Raw genomic sequence first — 19,839 nt, forward strand, 5'->3', positions numbered from 1 at the left:
CCTTGCCCGTCCGAGCCACCGGACGGGCTTTTTTTTATCCTGCAGATCCGATCACCAGCAGTCGTTGACGCGGCTGAGGCCCTGCTCCAGGGTGGTGACTTCCCCGCTGGCCAGCAGACAACAGGCAAGCTGAATTTTCAACGAGTGGGGCACCGGTTCGACGCCGGCGACGCAGCGCTCGATCCAGCGCGCCGTGACCTCGGGATCTTTCGAGGCCGGCAGGACCACCGCCTCCGCTGCCGTCTCAGTCTGGCGTTCGTACAGCACCCGCACGCCCTGCTCATCGATCAGGCTGATCTGCGGGCAGCGCTGCGGGTTGGCATACACTTCGCCCTCGGTACCGTGCATCAACAGCGCGCGGCCACCGGTCTCACGAAAGAAGTTCGCCACCCGCGGAACATATTCCGGATGCGACACGCTGGAGAGACGCAATGCCTCCGTTTCGCCAAACGGTGTAGCCAGCTTGGCCAGGGTATGGGCGCTGTTGCGCACGCCCATCCGCCAGCGCATCGCCAGCTGTTTCTCCAGCGGCGGACAGAAAGCCCCCACCGGGATATACACCGGTTCATGGCCCTCCAGCTGCGCCTGAGCCTGTCCGGCGTGCCGGGTGGCCGGAATATCCAGCAGGGTAAAAATGGTCTCGGTCAGCACCCGGGTGGGATCGTGACTGACGCCGTGAACCACCACCGGAAACCCCAGCTTGTGCAGAAGCATCGCCAGCAGCGGCGTCAGGTTCGCCTGCTTGCGCGCGCCGTTGTAGCTGGGGATGACAATCGGCATCGGCTTGCCGGCCGGCGGGGTCAGGCGCAGCGTATGCTGCTGCATCGCCGCGTAAAACCCTTTCATCTCCGCTTCGCCTTCGCCTTTGATGCGCAGGGCGATTAATATTCCCCCCAGCTCCAGCTCCGGCACCTCGCCGTCCAGCATCCGCGCATAGAGCGCACGGGCGGTCTCTTCATCGAGGTCGCGGGCATGATTCTTACCGCGACCCACCTCTTTTATAATTTTGCTGTACTCCATGGCTCCCCCTGGTGCATCACGCGCCGGCGTCAGCGACGTTTGCGGCCTGACTGTTTTGCTGTCTGTTTTGCTTTCCGTTTTACTATAACCTCCGGGACGCCCGGCTGCTCTATGGGAAAAACAGGTAACGCGTTCAGTAGACGCGCGCCATAGTTTTTGGTCAACAGACGCTTATCGTAAATCACCACCTCTCCCCAGCAGTGATGGCTGCGGATCAGACGCCCCACCTGCTGAATAAGATTAAAGGAGGCGCTGGGCAAACTCTGTACCTCGAAAGGGTAACGATTAAGGCTTTTCAGCCATTCGCCTTCGGTGATCACCACCGGGCTGTCGATGGGCGGAAAGGCGATTTTATGGATATGTACCTGGCTTAGCAGATCGCCCTTTAAATCCAGCCCTTCGGCAAAGGACTGCAGACCCACCAGCACGCTGCGCTCGCCGCTTTCCACCCGTTTACGATGCAGCTCCACCAGCCGATAGCGCGGCTGGTCGCCCTGCACCAGCAGCATCAGGCGCAGATCGGTCACATGCTCCAGGAAGCGGTGCATCGCCCGCCCGCTGGCAAACAGCACCAGCATCCCGAGATGTTTCTTGCTCTCTACCTGCTGGCGAAAATAGGCCGCCATCTCGGCAATGTGCTGCTCTTCGTTATCCATCAGCGGTTCATAGCGCATTTGAGGAATAATAATTTTCCCCTGCTCCACGTGGTTGAACGGCGAATCCAGCGCCACGAAGCGGTCACCCGCTTTCTCCTTCAGACCACTCATCTCCTGCAGGCGCGAGAAGCTGTTTAGCGAGCGCAGCGTCGCTGACGTCACGACGATATGCGGTACGCTGCGCCACAGCAGCCGTTCCAGCTGATCGCTGACGCGGATGCCGACACAGTGGAACCAGACATGGATCTGGCCGTCGCGCACCACTCGCGTCGCCCATTTGGTTACCGGCGCGCCTGAGGATTGCGCCAGCGACGCCAGGCGCCATAGCTTGCTTTGGCTTTCAAACATGCCGAGCGCGCGGTTCATCTGCAGCAGCACCCGATGCAGGCGCACCACGTCATGGCTGCCGGTCTTTTCGCTGAGATCGTTAAGAAACAGCTCCGCCAGCCCGCGCAGCATCTCGGTGAGCTTCGCCAGCCGCTGGCAGATCTCCATCACCTCCTGCGGCAGTTCGCCCATCGGGAAGCGATGCTCCGCTTCCTGACCGGCGGGCATGTAGAGATTGAGAATATTATTCAACGACGCAATCAGCTCGAACAGCTCTTCGCAATGGCCGGTGAGCCGCTCCGGATTGGCCAGCGGCGGTGTGGTTTTCGGACGAAACTGCTCCATGCAGGTGGCGACCAGCTTGCAGAACAGATCCAGCTGCAGGCGAAACCAGGGGGCGGTGATCTCAGCGCTCATCTCCAGCGCGTCGCGGGCGACGTCCGGCAGATGATGGCCTTCATCGAGGACCAACAGCAGGTTTTTCGGCTCCGGCAGCACTGCCTCGCTCTCCATCGCCGCCATCACCAGCGCATGGTTGGCCACCACCACTTCCGCCTCCTGAATTTCCCGCCGTGCCACGAAGAACGGGCACTCGCGATAGTAGTGGCAGTTGCGGTTCAGGCAGCTGGCCTTATCGGTGCTCAGACGGCTCCACAGCGCGTCATCGATGGCTTTATCGGTATGATCGCGCAGGCCGTCCCAGCGGTAGCTGTCGAGGTCCTGCTTCAGGGTCGCACACAGCTTCTGCTCGGCCTGGTTGTTCGGGGTGAGATCGTCATCGAGGAAGGCCAGCAGATCCTGCTGCGACGGCTCGGTGCTGGCCAGCGCCGTCAGGTTACGCGGACAGACGTAGCGCCCACGACCGAAGGCGGCGGTAAAGCGCAGGTCGGGAATAATTTTACGCAGCAGCGGCAGGTCTTTACTGTAGATTTGATCCTGCAGGGCGACGTTGGCGGTGCTGACCACCAGCGTTTTTTGTTCCTCCCGGGCGATGGCGATGCCCGGGATCAGGTATGACAGCGTTTTACCTACGCCGGTCGGCGCTTCGATAGCCAGATGCCTGCCCTCTTCCCCGGCGAGAGTTTTCGCCACATCGGCGATCATCTGCCGCTGCGGGGGGCGGGGAATAAAGTCCGGGATCTGTTCCTGAAGCGCCTTATACCAGGCGGCGATTTGCGCTTTCAGCGCAGCGGTCAAAGCCATGAGAAAACCTGAATACTGTATAAACAGCCACTATTGTGCCATTTTTGCCCGCCTGGAGGTATTGCTTTCTGCTGAGTGTGGAAGCGTGCTCGACAAATAGTGTAATGGAAAGAAAAAGGCCCGCCGCCGCGTAGCGGACAGACGGGCCTGAGCCGGGCCGCGTTATCGCGGCCGGGGCATCAGCGTGTTATTCGCCAGCCGGTTTACGCGGACGACGGCGGCGCGGCGGTTTGCCGTCCTGCGTACGCGCTTTCGGCGCCTCGCCGTCCTGACGGCGCGGGGCGCTGTTCTGGCTGCGCGGCTGTCCGCTGCGTCCCTGACCCTGGCCACCGCGTCCCTGACCTTGCCCACGACCGCCGCCGCGCTGCTGGCGACCGTTCTGGATAGGTTCGGCTTTAATGGACGGATCCGGCTCATAGCCGGCAATCGCGATGCGCGGGATCTCTTTTTTCAGCAGGCGCTCGATATCGCGCAGCAGCTTATGCTCATCCACACACACCAGCGACAAGGCTTCACCGGTGGCCGCCGCGCGACCGGTACGGCCGATACGGTGGACGTAATCTTCCGGTACGTTCGGCAGCTCGTAGTTCACCACGTGCGGCAGCTCTTCGATATCCAGACCACGGGCGGCGATATCGGTCGCCACCAGCACGCGAATGCCGCCGGATTTAAAGTCGGCCAGCGCGCGGGTACGCGCTCCCTGGCTCTTGTTGCCATGGATCGCCGCGCTGCGGATGCCGTCTTTATTAAGCTGCTCCGCGAGGTGGTTGGCGCCATGCTTGGTGCGGGTAAACACCAGCACCTGCTGCCAGTTGCCTTCGCCGATCAGCTGCGACAACAGTTCGCGCTTGCGGTTCTTATCAACGAAATGGACGTGCTGGGTGATCTGCTCGGACGCGGTGTTGCGACGCGCCACTTCCACTTCCAGCGGGTTGTGCAGCAGTTTCTCGGCCAGGCCCTTGATCTCGTCGGAGAAGGTCGCCGAGAACAGCAAGTTCTGTCGACGCGCCGGCAGTTTAGCCAGTACGCGACGGATGTCATGGATAAAGCCCATATCCAGCATGCGGTCCGCTTCGTCCAGCACAAGGATTTCCACGCTATCAAGGCTGACCGCGTTCTGATGTTCGAGGTCCAGCAGACGGCCCGGGGTGGCAACGAGGATGTCGACGCCACCGCGCAGCTTCATCATCTGCGGGTTGATGCTCACGCCGCCGAATACCACCAGCGAGCGAATATTCAGGTACTTGCTGTAATCGCGGACGTTCTCGCCCACCTGCGCCGCCAGCTCACGGGTCGGGGTCAGGATCAGCGCGCGTACCGGACGGCGACCCTTTGCGTGCGGCTCTTTGTCAATCAGGCGCTGCAGCAGCGGCAGGGTAAAGCCCGCCGTCTTACCGGTACCGGTCTGGGCGCTGGCCATCAGGTCGCGCCCCTGCATTACTGCCGGGATCGCCTGCTGTTGGATAGGGGTCGGCTCAACGTAGCCCTGCTCAGCGACAGCGCGCAGGATATCGGGATTCAGGCCAAGGGAATCAAAAGACATAACAACTCCGAACCGCCCCGGCCCGGTGAAGGGCGTAGTTTTCAGGGAGATTATTGCGATAAGAGATGGCAAAAACCACAATGCCATGAAGGGGCGCAGTCTAGCAGATTTTGTGACAGGCCGCATAAAATCTGCAAAAGAATACCGCGCCTGGCTGGCGGGCATGAGAAGGCCGCTGAGCGAGCTCAGCGGCCTGGTGCGTCATGGCAAAGCGATTAACGCAGACGATACTTAAGTTTTTCAACGATCTTCGCGGTGGAGATGCCGTAGCGATCGTGAAGGGTCGGCAGCGCGCCGGCTAACAGGAACGCGTCGGGCAGCCCCACAGTATCCAGCTCACAGCGCACACCCTTACGCATCAACAGCGCGGCCACCGCCTCCCCCAGGCCGCCGACCGCGGTGTGGTTTTCCGCAGTCACCACCAGACGACCTGGCTTCGACGCCTGTTCAATAATCGCTTTTTCATCCAGCGGTTTGATGGTCGGCACGTGCAGGACCGCCACGCTGATGTTATCGGCCCGCAGCTTTTCAGCCGCCTCCAGCGCGCGCATGGTCATCAGCCCGGAGGAGATGATCAGCACATCGTTGCCGTCCTCCAGCAGCTTTGCTTTACCCAGTTCGAACTGATAGTCGTATTTATCCAGCACCAGTGGCACCTTACCGCGCAGCAGGCGCATATACACCGGCCCCTGGTGATCGGCAATGGCCGGCACCGCCTGCTCTATCTCCAGCGCATCGCAAGGATCGACGATGACCATGCCGGGGATACCGCGCATAATCGCCAGATCTTCAGTGGCCTGATGGCTGGGGCCATAACCGGTCGTCAGGCCCGGCAGCGCCGCGCAGATCTTCACGTTCAGATGCTCTTCGGCGATGACCTGATGAATAAAATCATAGGCGCGACGGGTTGCAAAGGCGGCATAGGTGGTGGCGAAAGGAATAAATCCCTCCTTCGCCATTCCCCCCGCCGCCGCCATCAGCAGCTGCTCGGCCATGCCCATCTGGAAGAAACGATCCGGGAAGGCCTGGGCGAAAATATGCAGATCGGTATATTTTGACAGGTCCGCGGTCATGCCGACGATTTCCGGACGCTGCGCCGCCAGTTTTGACAGCGCGACGCCGAAGGGCGCAGAGATGGTCGCCTGGCCCTCATCGGCAATCGAGGCGATCATCGCCGACGTTTTTAAACGGGGTTGACTCTGGCTCATTACAGCACTCCTTCTGGTTTGTTAGCATCCAGCACCGCAATCGCTTTTTGCCATTCGTCGGCATCGACGCGAATAAAATGGTTTTTATCGCGGGTTTCGAGGAACGGCACCCCTTTGCCCATCAGCGTGTCGCATAAAATGACCCGCGGCTGGTTGCCGGAATAACTTTTCGCGTTGTCAAAGGCGGCCATCACCGCCGGCAGATCGTTACCGTCCACGCGCTGTACGTACCAGCCGAAGGCGGCCCATTTTTCATGCAGCGGCTCAAAGCCGAGGATTCTGCGTGAATCGCCGTCGGCCTGCTGTTTGTTGACGTCGACAAGGTTAATCAGGTTGCTCAGGCCATAGTGAGCCGCCGACATCGCCGCTTCCCAGGTCGACCCTTCGTCCAGCTCCCCATCGGACATGGAGTTGTAGACCCAGGCCGTGCTCTGTTTCTGCCGCAGCCCAAGCGCCATGCCGACGGCAATGGACAGCCCCTGTCCCAGCGAACCGCCGGACATCTCCATCCCCGGGGTGTAGGTCGCCATGCCGGACATCGGCAGGCGGCTGTCGTCGGAGCCGTAAGTTTCCAGCTCGGCTTCCGGGATAATGCCCGCCTCCAGCAGCGCGGCATAATAAGCGATAGCGTAATGGCCATGAGAGAGCAGGAAGCGATCGCGCCCCTCCCACTCGGGATCTTCCGGACGATAGGTCATGGCGTGGCTGAAGGCGGTGGCCAGCACATCGGCATAGCCCAGCGCCTGGCCGATATAGCCCTGCCCCTGCACTTCCCCCATTTGCAGGGCGTAACGGCGAATACGCCACGCCGCCGCGGCGACTTTTTGTGATTCGGTCATCTTCATCTGTTTGCCTCGCTTAGTGAATTAACATGCCGCCGTTAACGTCCAGGGTGATACCGGTGGAGTAGGAAGAGAGGTCGCTGCCGAGGAACAGCGCGGCGCGCGCGATGTCTACCGCGTCGCCGAGGCGGTTCATTGGGATCCCGGCAAGAATGTTGGCCGTCATGTCGTCGGTCAGCTTGCCGGCGGTAATGTCGGTCTGAATCAGCCCCGGGGTGATGCAGTTAACGCGGACGTTATCCGGGCCAAGCTCGCGCGCCATCGCCCGCGCCAGACCCAGCACCCCGGCTTTTGCCGCGCTGTAGTGCGGGCCGCCGAAGATACCGCCGCCGCGCTGGGCGGAAACGGACGAGATGCAGACGATGCTGCCGGATTTTTGCGCCCGCATGGTGGGAATAACCGCCTGCGACATCAGCAGCGTACCGCGCAGGCTGACATCAAGTACCGCGTCATAGTTGGCGCGCTTGATCTCCATCAGCTTCAGCGGTTGGGTAATCCCGGCGTTATTCACCAGCACATCAACCCGGCCATATTTCGCCAGAATTTGTTCGATGGCCGCCTGCACCTGCACTTCGTCGGAGACGTTCGCCGCCAGGCCGAGATGGCCTTCGCCTAATGCCGCCGCCGCGGTTTTGCTGGCTTCACCATTGAGGTCGATAATGACCACTTTCGCGCCGTTGTCGGCGAATAATTTCGCGGTGGCGAAACCCAAACCGCGAGCGGAGGCCGCGCCAGTAATAATGGCGACTTTATCTTTTAATAACATAGTTTCACTCCATGACATTACGTCATATTAATTAACAGGATATATTTCCGTTATTGTGGTTCATCGAGGAAAAGAATCACCACCAAACCAATGGCGGCGCAGATACCAAAATAGGTAAATACAGAATTAAAACTCCCGGTTTTATCAAGTAAGAAACCGGCTGCCATCGGCGCGACAAATCCACCGAGGTTGCCGCCGCTATTAATTATGGAAGAGGCGATTGGATAGGTTTTGCTGTCCGAAACGGCCATACCGTAGGCGGTAAAAGCCGGCCAGCCGATATTCAAACAAAAACCGACAAAAAATAATCCAATACAGACCGCCAGGGTGCTTGCCGGGATATTCAGCATAATTAACATCATGACCACCGTTGACACGGCAGTAAACATCATGGTGGGTTTACGTCGGCGGCCCAGAACTTTATCTGAAATCCACCCGCCGCCAATCGCGCCAATAAAGCCGCCGATGCACGGCATACTGGCCACGAAACCCATACTCATTACATCAAAGCCACGCTCTTTGACTAAGTACAGCGGGATCCAGGTTAATAATCCGTACAGCACGCTAACCATCATAAAATACGCCAGGCAGTCACCGAGAATATTTTTTGAGGTGAATAAGCCTTTCGCCGTATCAATTGGCGCCATCTTCTTTACCCGAATGATTTTATCCAGCCAGGTGAATCGATCGGCAATTAATATATTTTCGCGTACGCTATTATTATGACTTTCACGCCCGGCATTAATCTCTGCCAGTTCACTTTGTGAAACAAATCCGCTTTCTGATGGCTTTGACTTCACCAATAGATACCAGGCTATCGCTGCCACAATCCCGGGTATCGCGAAGGAGTAAAAGACCCACCGCCAGCCCCAGGTCACCGCAATCCACACCGCCAGCGGCGGGACAATAATCGGCGCAAACATGGTCGCCGCGATGTAAACGCCGGTTGCTGTGGCTTTCTCTTTTGGTGGAAACCAGTTATTTATGGTGGAAGCCAGCCCCACCGGGCAAGGCCCTTCGCTTAGCCCCAGTCCCAGACGCACCAGCTTCAGGCCAAACACGGAGCTCACCGTGCCCATCAGCCAGGTAAAGGCGGAGAAGCCGAAAATGGACAGCGAAACCAGCCCCCGGGTACCGCGTTTGGCGATGAAAAAACCGGCCGGGATCTGGCTTACCGCATAGCCGAGGAAAAACATACTGGCGATGGCCCCGGCTTCAAAATTATTGATATGAAACTCATCAATGATAAACGGCAGAACCGCGCCAATATTGGTTCTGTCGGCGTAATTGATGGCATACACCAGGAAAATCATCGTCAAAACCACGAAACGATATTTCGTTTTCCTGGCGTCAGTACAGACTAGTGTATCTATACGTGACATAGGGTTTCCTCATCTTATACCTCATCCACTTCGCTGCCCGTTGCCGCTTCGGATCACCGCGTTTTCACTTTCCATACAGCAGCAAAAGATAAATATCTTTTCGCTCAGCTAAACAGGTGGTTAGGTGTTTTATAATGGCGATCTCAACGCATCGCCGTTTGTGATCAGGCCTGTGAGAGGAATATAACAACCCCAAAATGAAACGGTATTCAAAAAACCTCAATTATGATTGAGAAAAATTGAGTTAGTGACTTCCCGCAAATTTTTAGTCTTTACTGACACGCGCGCTTTTAACGAGATAAATTGTTAAGCCCATCACAAATTAAAATCATTTTTTTCCTTTTCCCTATGCTGGCTATCACGACTGCGCCACGCTGTTCGCTATTTTCTTTTAGAAACGCCCTGCCCAGGATGCTGCCATGAGTCAACCGCTGCCCAATAAAAATTTGCCGATGCCCTCTTTACGCAATATCCAGGCCTTTATTGAAGTCGCCGCTACCGGCAGCCTCAACCTGGCCGCAGAGAATCTCAATATTACCGCCTCGGCGGTCAGCCATCAGATAGCCAGCCTGGAGCACTTTCTGGGGAAAAAACTGTTCTCCCGCAGCAGTAAAGGCGTCATGTTAACGGCGGTGGGAGAAAAATATCTCAAAGAGGTCTCCGGGGCGCTGAATATGATTGGCCAGGCCACCAGCCAGGTGATCAATGATATCCATCAGGATTATTTACGTATTCACTCGGCGCCGAGCTTCGGCCTGCTGTGGTTGATGCCTCGCCTGGATAAATTTCGCCAGGCGTGGCCGGAGTTAAAAATCAGCCTGACCTGTTCCTACGAAAGCATCCAGTTCTCCCGGGATAATATTGATATCGATATTCGTCACGGGCTATCACAGTGGCCAACGCTGTTGGTCAGAACCATTAAAAATGAGTGTGTCCTGCCCTACAGCGCAGCGTCTTATTTAGCCAGCCATCCTGTGCATGCGGTGGAAGATCTGCTGGCCTGCGATCTGATCCACTCCGACAGCACCTTAATTAACTGGAGCAGTTGGCTGTCGTGGCACAAGGTCCGCGGCTGGCATAAAAACTTCATTTTTAATTTCGACCGGTCGTACATGAGCATCGAGGCGGCCAGAATGGGGATGGGCGTGATCCTCGAAAGCAATCTGCTGGCCGGCGGGCACGTGCGTCAGGGGCAGCTGACGCCGGTATTTGACGACGAGCGGAGTATGCCGGTCGGCGCGCACCACTTCGTTCTTCCCCATGCCAATGAACAGAAGGAGAAGGTCCAGCGTTTCTTCGCCTGGGTCGCCGGGGAGCTGAAGGAGGAAGGGTTCCATATTTGATCCCTGCTGGTGGACAAACCGCCGATCGAGGCCTAAAGTTAATCAATCGATTGATTAACTTTTACCGAGCGCGATGACCAGTAAAGGCGAACAGGCAAAAAATCAGCTTATCGCGGCCGCTATCGCCCAGTTTGGCGAGTATGGTCAGCATGCCACCACCCGCGATATCGCCGCCCAGGCCGGGCAGAATATCGCCGCTATCACCTATTATTTTGGCTCGAAAGACGACTTATATCTCGCCTGTGCCCAATGGATCGCCGATTTTATCGGCGACAATTTTCGCCCACAGGCCGAAGCGGCGGAGGCCCTGCTCGCCGGGAAGTCGCCGGATCGCCAGGCAATACGCGCCCTCATTCTCAACGCCTGCCATAACATGATCCTGCTGCTGACCCAGGATGATACGGTCAACTTAAGCAAATTCATTTCCCGTGAGCAGCTGGCGCCGACCGCCGCCTACCATCTGATCCACCAACAGGTGATCGCCCCCCTGCACCACTATCTCACCCGGCTGATTGCCGCCTGGACAGGCCGCGATGCCGGTGATACGCAAATGATCCTCCACACCCACGCCCTGCTGGGCGAGGTGCTGGCTTTCCGTCTTGGGCGTGAAACCATCCTGCTACGCACCGGCTGGACGCAGTTTGACGCGCAAAAGACCGAACAGATTTTCGAGGTCATTACCTGTCATATCGATTTCATTCTGCATGGGTTATCGCAAAGGAGTTTGGGCTGATGAAAAAACCCGTCGTCGTCATTCTGCTGATCGTGATTCTTCTCGCCGCGCTGGGCGGCGGCTGGTGGTGGTACCAGAGCAGCCGGCAGCAGCCGCTGACCCTGTATGGCAATGTCGATATCCGCACCGTCAACATGAGCTTCCGCGTCGGCGGCAGACTGGCTTCGCTGACCGTCGACGAAGGCGACAGCATCCGCGCCGGGCAAACTCTCGGCGAGCTTGATCGCGCGCCGTATGAAAATGCCCTGCTGCAGGCCCAGGCCAACGTCTCCACCGCCCAGGCGCAGTATGACCTGATGATGGCCGGCTACCGCGCGGAAGAGATTGCCCAGGCCGCGGCGGCGGTGAAACAGGCGCAGGCCGCTTACGACTATGCGCAAAACTTTTATCAGCGCCAGCTCGGGCTGCGCGCCAGCAGCGCGATTTCCGCCAACGATCTGGAGAACGCCCGCTCCTCACGCGACCAGGCGCAGGCAACGCTCAAATCGGCGCAGGATAAACTGCGTCAGTATCGCGCCGGTAACCGCCCGCAGGAGATTGCCCAGGCCAAAGCCAGTCTGGAACAGGCGCAGGCGGCGCTGGCCCAGGCTAAACTGGACCTGCACGATACCGTGCTCACCGCCCCTTCCGACGGTACGCTGATGACCCGCGCCGTCGAGCCCGGCACCATGCTCAACGCCGGCGGCACCGTACTGACGCTGTCGTTAACCCATCCGGTATGGGTCCGCGCCTATGTTGACGAAAAAAACCTTGGTCAGGCGCAGCCGGGACGTGAAGTGCTGCTGTATACCGACAGCCGGCCGGATAAGCCCTATCACGGCAAAATCGGCTTTGTCTCGCCAAGCGCTGAATTCACGCCGAAGACCGTTGAAACGCCGGATCTGCGTACCGACCTCGTTTATCGTCTGCGTATTGTGGTGAACGATGCCGACGGCGCCCTGCGCCAGGGGATGCCGGTGACCGTCTCCTTTAACCACGGGAACGGACATGAGTGAGGCCATCATTGCCTTAAACGGTCTGAGCCGCCGTTTTCCCGGAATGGACAGGCCAGCGGTGGCGCCGCTCACCTGCACGATCCACGCCGGCTACGTCACCGGGCTGGTGGGGCCCGACGGCGCGGGGAAAACCACCCTGATGCGAATGCTGGCCGGTTTGCTCAAGCCTGATGAGGGCCGCGCCAGCGTGATCGGCTTCGACCCGCTAAAAGACGACAGCGCCCTGCACGCGGTGCTCGGCTATATGCCGCAGAAGTTCGGCCTGTATGAAGATCTGACGGTGATGGAAAACCTGACCCTGTACGCCGACCTGCGCAGCGTCACCGGCGAGGCGCGGAAGAAAATTTTCGACCGTCTGCTGGAGTTCACCTCCCTTGGCCCGTTTACCGAACGGCTGGCAGGCAAGCTTTCCGGCGGCATGAAGCAAAAGCTGGGGCTCGCCTGTACCCTGGTGGGCGACCCGAAAGTACTGCTGCTGGATGAGCCCGGCGTCGGCGTCGACCCTATCTCGCGCCGCGAGCTGTGGCAGATGGTGCACGAGCTGGCCGGCGACGGCATGCTGATCCTGTGGAGCACCTCCTATCTCGATGAAGCGGAACAATGCCGCGACGTGCTGCTGATGAACGAAGGCAAACTGCTCTACCAGGGTGAGCCGACGGCGCTGACGCAAACCATGGCCGGGCGCAGTTTCCTCGTCTCCAGCCCACAGGAAAACAACCGCCGTCTGCTGCAGCGGGCGCTGAAGCTGCCGCAGGTCAGCGATGGCGTGATCCAGGGCAAATCGGTGCGCCTGATCCTGAAAAAGGACGCCCGCATTGAGGAAGTCCAGCAGCATGGCGACATGCCGCCGCTGCAGGTGGCCGACACCGCGCCGCGCTTTGAAGATGCGTTTATCGATCTGCTCGGCGGAGCGGGAACCGCCGAATCGCCGTTGGGAGCGATTATCCATCGTGTTGACGGCAGCAAAGACGAAACGGTCATTGAAGCCCAGTCGTTAACGAAAAAGTTTGGTGATTTCGCCGCTACCGACCACGTCGATTTCCAGGTTAAGCGCGGTGAAATTTTCGGCCTGCTCGGCCCCAACGGCGCCGGGAAATCCACCACCTTCAAAATGATGTGCGGCCTGCTGGTGCCCACCTCCGGCAAAGCGCTGGTGCTGGGGATGGATCTTAAGGTCAGCTCTGGCAAGGCGCGCCAGCATCTGGGCTATATGGCGCAAAAATTTTCGCTGTATGGCAACCTCAGCGTCGAGCAGAACCTGCGCTTTTTCTCCGGCGTCTATGGCCTGCGCGGCCGGGCGCAAAATGAAAAAATCGCCCGAATGAGCGATGCCTTTGGCCTGAAAAGTATCGCCCGTCACGCCGCCGACGAGCTGCCGCTCGGCTACAAGCAGCGGCTGGCGCTGGCCTGCTCGCTGATGCATGAGCCCGATATTCTGTTTCTCGATGAACCAACCTCCGGCGTCGACCCCCTCACCCGCCGCGAGTTCTGGCTGCATATCAACAGCATGGTCGATAAAGGGGTGACGGTGATGGTGACCACCCACTTTATGGATGAGGCGGAATACTGCGACCGTATCGGGCTGGTTTACCACGGTAAACTTATCGCCAGCGGCACCCCGGACGCGCTGAAGGCCCAGGCGGCGGATGACAGCCAGACGGACCCGACCATGGAGCAGGCGTTCATTACCCTGATTAACCGCTGGGATAAGGAGAATAGCCATGAGCAATAGCATTCTCTCCTGGCGGCGGGTCCGCGCCCTGTGCGTCAAAGAGACCCGGCAGATCGTCCGCGATCCCAGCAGCTGGCTGATCGCGGTGGTGATCCCGCTACTCCTGCTGTTTATCTTCGGCTATGGCATTAACCTCGACTCCAGCAAACTGCGGGTCGGCGTATTGCTGGAGCAACAGAGCGAAGAGGCGCTGGATTTCGTCCATACCATGACCGGCTCGCCCTATATCGACGCCACGGTCAGCGATAATCGCCAGCAACTGATTCAAATGATGCAGGCCGGGCGCATCCGCGCCATGGTGGTCATTCCGGTGGACTTCGACCGCCAGATGGCCCGCGCCGGCGCCGACGCACCGCTGCAGCTCATCACCGACGGCAGCGAGCCCAATACCGCCAACTTCGCTCAGGGCTACGTGGAAGGTATCTGGCAGATCTGGCAGCAGCAGCGGGCGGAAGACCGCGGCGAAACCTTTGAACCGCTGATCGACGTGCAGATGCGCTACTGGTTTAACCCGGCGGCTATTAGCCAGCACTTTATTATCCCCGGCGCAATTACCATCATCATGACCGTGGTCGGCGCGATCCTGACCTCGCTGGTGGTGGCGCGCGAATGGGAGCGCGGCACCATGGAGGCGCTGCTGTCGACGGAGATCACCCGCGCCGAACTGCTGCTGTGCAAGCTCATTCCCTACTATTTCCTCGGCATGCTGGCGATGTTGCTCTGTATGCTGGTGTCGGTATTTATTCTCGGCGTGCCCTATCGCGGCTCGCTGCCGATCCTGTTTGTCATCACCAGTCTGTTTTTGCTCAGCACCCTGGGGATGGGGCTGCTGATCTCAACCATTACCCGCAACCAGTTTAACGCCGCGCAGGTGGCGCTGAATGCCGCGTTTTTACCGTCGATTATGCTGTCCGGGTTTATTTTCCAGATAGACAGTATGCCGGCGGTGATCCGCGCGGTGACCTACGTGATCCCGGCGCGCTATTTCGTCAACACCCTGCAAAGCCTGTTTCTGGCGGGCAATATTCCGGTGGTGCTGCTGGTGAATGTGCTGTTTTTGATTGCGTCGGCGGTGATGTTTATCGGCCTGACGTGGTTAAAAACCAAGCGGCGTCTGGATTAGGTTTTGCCCGGTGGCGCTGCGCTGACCGGGCCTACGGTTTAACCAACATCGATTATACGGTTCGCCGATCCCCCAGGCCGGGCAAACGCAGTGCCGCCCGGCGTGGTTGAATGGGCCAAAGGAGCAATTATGTTTCACCGTTTATGGACATTGATCCGCAAAGAGCTGCAGTCGCTGCTGCGCGAGCCGCAAACGCGGGCAATTTTAATCATGCCGGTGCTGATTCAGGTATTGTTGTTTCCCTTTGCCGCGACGCTGGAGGTGACCAACGCCACCATCGCCATCTACAACGAAGACAGCGGCCGCCACGCGGTGGAACTCACTCAGCGCTTCGCCCGCGCCAAAGCCTTTACCCACGTCCTGTTGCTGAAAAGCCCGCAGGCGATCCAGCCGACCATCGATGAACAAAAAGCCCTGCTGGTGGTACGCTTCCCGGCGGATTTCTCGCGTAATCTCGACAACTATCAAACCGCCCCGCTGCAGCTCCTGCTCGACGGGCGCAACTCCAACAGCGCGCAAATCGCCGCCAACTACCTGCAGCAGATCGTAAAAAACTATCAGCAGGAGCTGCTGGAGGGGAAAGCGAAGCCGAACAACAGCGAACTGGTGGTGCGCAACTGGTACAACCCGAATCTCGACTATAAGTGGTTCGTGGTGCCGTCGCTTATCGCCATGATCACCACCATCGGAGTGATGATCGTGACGTCGTTGTCGGTGGCCCGTGAGCGCGAACAGGGTACCCTCGATCAGTTGCTGGTCTCGCCCCTCGCCACCTGGCAAATCTTCGTTGGCAAAGCAGTGCCGGCGCTGATCGTCGCCACCCTGCAGGCGACTATCGTGCTGGCGATTGGTATCTGGGCCTATCAGATCCCGTTTGCCGGCTCGCTGCTGCTGTTCTATTTCACGATGGTGATTTATGGCTTATCGCTGGTGGGCTTCGGTTTATTGATTTCATCGCTGTGCGCCACCCAGCAGCAGGCGTTTATCGGCGTGTTCGTCTTTATGATGCCGGCGATCCTGCTTTCGGGCTACGTTTCACCGGTGGAAAATATGCCGCAGTGGCTGCAGGATCTGACCTGGATAAACCCGATCCGCCATTTTACCGATATCACCAAGCAAATTTATCTGAAGGATGCGAGTCTGAAGATTGTGTGGGGAAGTTTGTGGCCGCTACTGGTCATAGCGGCCACCACCGGCTCAGCGGCGTATGCGATGTTCCGAAGAAAGATTGCGTAGTTTTTTATCTTTCGCCAGCAGCGAGACCACCGCCGGGCCTGCCAGTATCACCAGCCCGGCGAGGGCCAGCAGCAGGTTGTTGTGCAGCACGCGCGACAGCAGCCACAGCGCTATCATGGCCGCGCCAAAGTACCAGGTGGTGGTGAGCTCCTCAAGGAAGTCTCCCACATCGCGCCAGCGCGCCTCGTGGTGACGCTGCAAAAACAGCATCGCCAGCAGCGTGACGCTATAGAGGACGCACAGCCCCAATCCGACGCGCACCAGCGCGCCGCTCATCCATCCCATCACCAGCACTGCCACGACCAGTAGATGCAACATAATCTGCCAGCAACTAAGACCTGTTGCGACGCGTACACGTTGTTGCCACTTCATGGCTTCTCTCCTGAAGGATTTTTCTCTGCTACTCAGAGTACCGCACTTTACGGAAAATTCCGTAACACCGCATCTTTTTGTGACGTCTACTACACTATTTTATTCAGGAAAGTGACATTTACTGGAGAATTATGGCTGAGCCAACGTCGGGATTTTCGTTGAACGTGCTGACAATTAACACCCATAAAGGCTTTACGGCGTTTAATCGGCGTTTTATTTTGCCCGAGTTGCGCGACGCCGTGCGCAGCGTCAGCGCGGATATTGTTTGCCTGCAGGAAGTGATGGGCGCTCACGAGGTTCACCCGCTGCACATCGAGAACTGGCCAGATACCACCCATTATGAATTTCTCGCCGACACCATGTGGAGCGATTACGCCTACGGGCGCAACGCGGTCTATCCGGAAGGCCACCACGGCAATGCCGTACTGTCGCGCTTTCCCATTGAATACTATGAAAATCGGGATATTTCAGTCGGCAACGGCGAGAAACGCGGTCTGCTTTACTGCCGCATCGTGCCGCCAGAGAGCGGCGTGACGATCCATGTGATCTGCGTTCACCTGGGTTTACGCGCCGACCAACGGCAGGCGCAGTTGACCATGCTGGCAGAATGGGTCAATACCCTCCCCGCCGGTGAGCCGGTGGTGGTGGCCGGGGATTTTAACGACTGGCGTCAGCAGGCGAATCAGCCGTTAAAAGCGCAAGCCGGGCTGGAAGAGATCTTTACCCGCGCCCGCGGACGGCCGGCGCGTACGTTTCCGGTCAGTTTTCCGCTGCTGCGCCTCGATCGTATTTATGTCAAAAACGCCCACGCCAGCCACCCGAAGGCGCTGGCCCTCAAACAATGGCGGCATCTGTCCGATCATGCGCCCCTTAGCGTGGAGATACACTTGTGAAATGTCGTTGGCAGGAAGGCAACCGCATTACGCTACTGGAGAACGGCGACCAGTACTATCCGGCGCTGTTTGCGGCTATTGGTCGCGCCAGCCGGCGGGTGATCCTCGAATCCTTTATCTGGTTTGAAGATGAGGTGGGCTGGCGGCTGCACGCGGTGCTGCTGAAAGCCGCCCGCCGCGGTATTCAGGTGGAGGTGCTGCTTGACGGCTACGGCTCGCCGGATCTCAGCGATGAGTTTGTCGGCGAACTGACCGCCGCCGGGGTGATTTTTCGCTACTACGATCCGCGCCCTAAGCTGATGGGGATGCGCACCAACCTGTTCCGTCGGATGCACCGTAAAATCGTGGTGATTGACGACACCACCGCCTTTGTCGGCGGCATCAACTACTCCGCCGAGCATATGAGCGACTACGGCCCGGAGGCGAAACAGGATTATGCGGTGCAGGTCGAGGGGCCGGTGGTGCTTGATATTCTCCAGTTCGAGCTGGAGAACCTGCCCAACAGCGAAACCGCCCGCCGCTGGTGGCGCCGCCGTCGCCACCAGCCAGAGATCAACCAGACTCCCGGCGAGGCGCAGGCGTTGTTCATCTGGCGCGATAACCAGGATCACCGCGACGATATCGAACGCCACTATCTGAAGATGCTGACCAGCGCCCGCCGGGAGGTGATCATTGCCAACGCCTATTTCTTTCCCGGCTACCGCCTGCTGCATGCGATGCGCAACGCCGCGCGGCGCGGCGTGAGGGTCAAGCTGATCGTCCAGGGCGAGCCGGATATTCCGATTGTGAAGTTTGGCGCCCACCTGCTCTATCACTATCTCGTTAAGGGCGGGGTGCAGATCTACGAATATCGCCGCCGTCCGCTGCATGGCAAGGTCGCTCTGGCGGACGACCACTGGGCCACCGTCGGGTCGAGCAACCTGGATCCATTGAGCCTGTCGCTGAATCTGGAAGCCAATCTGATCATCCACGACCGGGTGTTTAACCAGACGCTGCGCGATAACCTTAACGGGCTTATCGCCAGGGATTGCCAGCGGATCGATAAAACGATGCTGCCGAAACGCAACTGGTGGCGGCTGGGCGTCAGCGTGATGGCCTTCCACTTTCTGCGCCACTTCCCGGCGTGGGTCGGCTGGCTACCAGCCCATACGCCGCGGCTGGCCAGGGTCAGCCCGCCGGTGCAGCCGGAGATTGAAACCCAGGATCGTGTCGACTCACAAACCAGGGATAATCCGCTATGAGTAAATCGCATCCCCGCTGGCGGATGGCGAAAAGAGTTCTTACCGTGCTCTTTTTTATCGCCGTGATTGTCCTGCTGGTGATTTACGCGCAGAAGGTCGACTGGCAGGACGTGTGGAAGGTGATCCGCGGCTACGATCGGCTGGCCTTGTTTAGCGCCATTGCGCTGGTCATCGTCAGCTATCTAATCTACGGCTGCTACGATCTGCTTGGCCGGGCCTATTGCGGGCATAAGCTGGCGAAACGTCAGGTGATGCTGGTGTCGTTTATCTGCTATGCCTTTAACCTGACGCTCAGCACCTGGGTCGGCGGGATCGGCATGCGCTACCGGCTGTACTCGCGGCTGGGGCTCAACGGCGGCACCATCACCCGTATTTTTTCATTAAGCATTACCACCAACTGGCTGGGCTATATCCTGCTCGGTGGGGTGATATTTACGGCGGATCTGGTGAAGCTGCCGCCGCACTGGTACATCAGCCAGACCACTCTGCGCATTATCGGCGGGGTGATGCTGATCCTTACGCTTTGCTATCTGTTCGGTTGCGCGTTTGCCAAACGCCGTCACCTGACGATTAAAGGTCAGCGGCTGGTGCTGCCCTCCTGGCGCTTCGCGTTGCTGCAGATGGGGATTTCGGCGGCGAACTGGATGGCGATGGGGGCGATAATCTGGCTGCTGTTGGGCAGCGAAATTAACTATTTCCTGGTATTAGGGGTGCTGCTGGTGAGCAGTATCGCCGGGGTGATCGTTCATATTCCGGCCGGTATCGGCGTGCTGGAGGCGGTGTTTATCGCCATGCTCTCCGGAGAGGAGATTTCGAAGGGCGCGATTATCGCCGCCCTGCTCGCCTGGCGCGCGCTCTATTATTTCCTGCCGCTGCTGCTGGCGACGGTGGCTTATCTGCTGCTGGAGAGTCGGGCGAAAAAGCTGCGGCAAAAGAACGAGCGCAAGCTGGCCCGCGAATGACACCGCCAGGTCGCGCTGCGCTTGCCGGGCCTGCGGGGTGTGAGCCTGTGAGAGGATCCTGTAGTCCGGGTAAGGCGCCAGCCGCCACCCGGCAATACCAGGGGTACCGTGCCTGATATCTTGCCCGGCGGCGCTGCGCTTGGCAGGTCTAAACCCCAGCCGGACGGTTCCCTCTCCCTCCGGGAGAGGGACAGGGTGAGGGGAAGCACTGCGGTGTGGTTGTTTATATTATCTGTGGCTTCAGCGTAGTTTGCGCTCCCGG

At 58.7% G+C, this 19,839-nt stretch carries 17 protein-coding genes; 9 read left to right on the forward strand and 8 right to left on the reverse strand.

The window, feature by feature from the left end; genetic code table 11:
• Positions 1-51 precede the first annotated feature (51 nt).
• The 7 genes from ybiB to HMPREF3142_RS07615 form a co-directional block, all read right to left on the reverse strand.
• Positions 52-1,020: a DNA-binding protein YbiB gene (gene ybiB, locus HMPREF3142_RS07585; RefSeq protein WP_070611941.1), complete on the reverse strand. Its 969-nt coding sequence runs from the start codon at positions 1,018-1,020 to the stop codon at positions 52-54.
• A 29-nt stretch (positions 1,021-1,049) separates the two neighbouring features.
• On the reverse strand, positions 1,050-3,206 hold the full coding sequence (gene dinG, locus HMPREF3142_RS07590; protein ID WP_023339818.1) for an ATP-dependent DNA helicase DinG: 2,157 nt from the start codon (positions 3,204-3,206) through the stop codon (positions 1,050-1,052).
• Positions 3,207-3,393: 187 nt separating this feature from the next.
• The gene (gene rhlE, locus HMPREF3142_RS07595) at positions 3,394-4,749 is read right to left on the reverse strand and encodes an ATP-dependent RNA helicase RhlE (RefSeq protein WP_008805766.1); all 1,356 of its coding nucleotides are present in this window, start codon (positions 4,747-4,749) and stop codon (positions 3,394-3,396) included.
• A gap of 215 nt (positions 4,750-4,964) precedes the next feature.
• Complete coding sequence (locus HMPREF3142_RS07600; protein ID WP_023322258.1) at positions 4,965-5,957, reverse strand: transketolase family protein; 993 nt, start codon at positions 5,955-5,957, stop codon at positions 4,965-4,967.
• A complete protein-coding gene (locus HMPREF3142_RS07605) occupies positions 5,957-6,802 on the reverse strand; it encodes a transketolase (RefSeq protein WP_023339817.1) in 846 nt (281 codons plus the stop codon). The genes HMPREF3142_RS07600 and HMPREF3142_RS07605 overlap by 1 nt, the downstream gene beginning before the upstream one ends.
• 13 nt (positions 6,803-6,815) lie before the next feature.
• A complete protein-coding gene (locus HMPREF3142_RS07610; protein WP_022065514.1) occupies positions 6,816-7,565 on the reverse strand; it encodes an SDR family NAD(P)-dependent oxidoreductase in 750 nt (249 codons plus the stop codon).
• 50 nt (positions 7,566-7,615) lie between these two features.
• The gene (locus HMPREF3142_RS07615; RefSeq protein ID WP_023339816.1) at positions 7,616-8,947 is read right to left on the reverse strand and encodes an MFS transporter; all 1,332 of its coding nucleotides are present in this window, start codon (positions 8,945-8,947) and stop codon (positions 7,616-7,618) included.
• A gap of 419 nt (positions 8,948-9,366) precedes the next feature.
• Between HMPREF3142_RS07615 and HMPREF3142_RS07620 the strand changes: the two genes are divergently transcribed.
• The 6 genes from HMPREF3142_RS07620 (at position 9,367) to HMPREF3142_RS07645 (ending at position 16,109) form a co-directional block, all read left to right on the forward strand.
• On the forward strand, positions 9,367-10,290 hold the full coding sequence (locus HMPREF3142_RS07620) for a LysR substrate-binding domain-containing protein (RefSeq protein WP_012542386.1): 924 nt from the start codon (positions 9,367-9,369) through the stop codon (positions 10,288-10,290).
• A gap of 73 nt (positions 10,291-10,363) precedes the next feature.
• Positions 10,364-11,023, forward strand: a complete 660-nt coding sequence (gene cecR, locus HMPREF3142_RS07625; protein WP_008805760.1) for a transcriptional regulator CecR — start codon at positions 10,364-10,366, stop codon at positions 11,021-11,023.
• Entirely contained in the window at positions 11,023-12,018 is a 996-nt protein-coding gene (gene hlyD / locus HMPREF3142_RS07630; protein ID WP_008805759.1) for a secretion protein HlyD, read from the forward strand. The genes cecR and hlyD overlap by 1 nt, the downstream gene beginning before the upstream one ends.
• Positions 12,011-13,750 (forward strand): ATP-binding cassette domain-containing protein, encoded by a 1,740-nt coding sequence (locus tag HMPREF3142_RS07635; RefSeq protein ID WP_012968663.1) that lies wholly within the window; start codon positions 12,011-12,013, stop codon positions 13,748-13,750. The genes hlyD and HMPREF3142_RS07635 overlap by 8 nt, the downstream gene beginning before the upstream one ends.
• Positions 13,740-14,873 (forward strand): ABC transporter permease, encoded by a 1,134-nt coding sequence (locus HMPREF3142_RS07640; protein WP_008805757.1) that lies wholly within the window; start codon positions 13,740-13,742, stop codon positions 14,871-14,873. Before HMPREF3142_RS07635 ends, HMPREF3142_RS07640 begins: the two co-directional genes overlap by 11 nt.
• Before the next feature lie 129 nt (positions 14,874-15,002).
• Positions 15,003-16,109, forward strand: a complete 1,107-nt coding sequence (locus tag HMPREF3142_RS07645; RefSeq protein WP_012542389.1) for an ABC transporter permease — start codon at positions 15,003-15,005, stop codon at positions 16,107-16,109.
• Here the strand turns inward: HMPREF3142_RS07645 and HMPREF3142_RS07650 are convergent.
• Entirely contained in the window at positions 16,071-16,481 is a 411-nt protein-coding gene (locus HMPREF3142_RS07650) for a YbhQ family protein (protein WP_012542390.1), read from the reverse strand. The two genes, HMPREF3142_RS07645 and HMPREF3142_RS07650, sit on opposite strands and share 39 nt — an antisense overlap.
• Positions 16,482-16,612: 131 nt before the next feature.
• Between HMPREF3142_RS07650 and HMPREF3142_RS07655 the strand changes: the two genes are divergently transcribed.
• From HMPREF3142_RS07655 to HMPREF3142_RS07665, 3 genes are read left to right on the forward strand one after another with little or no spacing between them, the layout of a single operon-like run.
• Positions 16,613-17,374, forward strand: a complete 762-nt coding sequence (locus tag HMPREF3142_RS07655; protein WP_008805754.1) for an endonuclease/exonuclease/phosphatase family protein — start codon at positions 16,613-16,615, stop codon at positions 17,372-17,374.
• Positions 17,371-18,615 (forward strand): cardiolipin synthase ClsB, encoded by a 1,245-nt coding sequence (gene clsB / locus HMPREF3142_RS07660; RefSeq protein WP_008805753.1) that lies wholly within the window; start codon positions 17,371-17,373, stop codon positions 18,613-18,615. Before HMPREF3142_RS07655 ends, clsB begins: the two co-directional genes overlap by 4 nt.
• Complete coding sequence (locus HMPREF3142_RS07665) at positions 18,612-19,577, forward strand: lysylphosphatidylglycerol synthase domain-containing protein (protein WP_008805752.1); 966 nt, start codon at positions 18,612-18,614, stop codon at positions 19,575-19,577. The genes clsB and HMPREF3142_RS07665 overlap by 4 nt, the downstream gene beginning before the upstream one ends.
• The last annotated feature ends 262 nt before the right edge of the window (positions 19,578-19,839 follow it).

The organism is Klebsiella sp. HMSC16C06, assembly GCF_001808325.1.
Classification (GTDB): domain Bacteria; phylum Pseudomonadota; class Gammaproteobacteria; order Enterobacterales; family Enterobacteriaceae; genus Klebsiella; species Klebsiella variicola.

Excerpts from the sequence above, each read along its gene's own strand:
- HMPREF3142_RS07610 (WP_022065514.1), bottom strand. The coding sequence starts at position 7,565 with ATGTTATTAAAAGATAAAGTCGCCATTATTACTGGCGCGGCCTCCGCT.
- HMPREF3142_RS07620 (WP_012542386.1), top strand. The coding sequence starts at position 9,367 with ATGAGTCAACCGCTGCCCAATAAAAATTTGCCGATGCCCTCTTTACGC.
- HMPREF3142_RS07655 (WP_008805754.1), top strand. The coding sequence starts at position 16,613 with ATGGCTGAGCCAACGTCGGGATTTTCGTTGAACGTGCTGACAATTAAC.
- HMPREF3142_RS07605 (WP_023339817.1), bottom strand. The coding sequence starts at position 6,802 with ATGAAGATGACCGAATCACAAAAAGTCGCCGCGGCGGCGTGGCGTATT.
- ybiB (WP_070611941.1), bottom strand. The coding sequence starts at position 1,020 with ATGGAGTACAGCAAAATTATAAAAGAGGTGGGTCGCGGTAAGAATCAT.
- rhlE (WP_008805766.1), bottom strand. The coding sequence starts at position 4,749 with ATGTCTTTTGATTCCCTTGGCCTGAATCCCGATATCCTGCGCGCTGTC.
- HMPREF3142_RS07650 (WP_012542390.1), bottom strand. The coding sequence starts at position 16,481 with ATGAAGTGGCAACAACGTGTACGCGTCGCAACAGGTCTTAGTTGCTGG.
- HMPREF3142_RS07615 (WP_023339816.1), bottom strand. The coding sequence starts at position 8,947 with ATGTCACGTATAGATACACTAGTCTGTACTGACGCCAGGAAAACGAAA.
- HMPREF3142_RS07645 (WP_012542389.1), top strand. The coding sequence starts at position 15,003 with ATGTTTCACCGTTTATGGACATTGATCCGCAAAGAGCTGCAGTCGCTG.
- HMPREF3142_RS07640 (WP_008805757.1), top strand. The coding sequence starts at position 13,740 with ATGAGCAATAGCATTCTCTCCTGGCGGCGGGTCCGCGCCCTGTGCGTC.
- HMPREF3142_RS07635 (WP_012968663.1), top strand. The coding sequence starts at position 12,011 with ATGAGTGAGGCCATCATTGCCTTAAACGGTCTGAGCCGCCGTTTTCCC.
- HMPREF3142_RS07665 (WP_008805752.1), top strand. The coding sequence starts at position 18,612 with ATGAGTAAATCGCATCCCCGCTGGCGGATGGCGAAAAGAGTTCTTACC.
- HMPREF3142_RS07600 (WP_023322258.1), bottom strand. The coding sequence starts at position 5,957 with ATGAGCCAGAGTCAACCCCGTTTAAAAACGTCGGCGATGATCGCCTCG.
- hlyD (WP_008805759.1), top strand. The coding sequence starts at position 11,023 with ATGAAAAAACCCGTCGTCGTCATTCTGCTGATCGTGATTCTTCTCGCC.
- dinG (WP_023339818.1), bottom strand. The coding sequence starts at position 3,206 with ATGGCTTTGACCGCTGCGCTGAAAGCGCAAATCGCCGCCTGGTATAAG.
- cecR (WP_008805760.1), top strand. The coding sequence starts at position 10,364 with ATGACCAGTAAAGGCGAACAGGCAAAAAATCAGCTTATCGCGGCCGCT.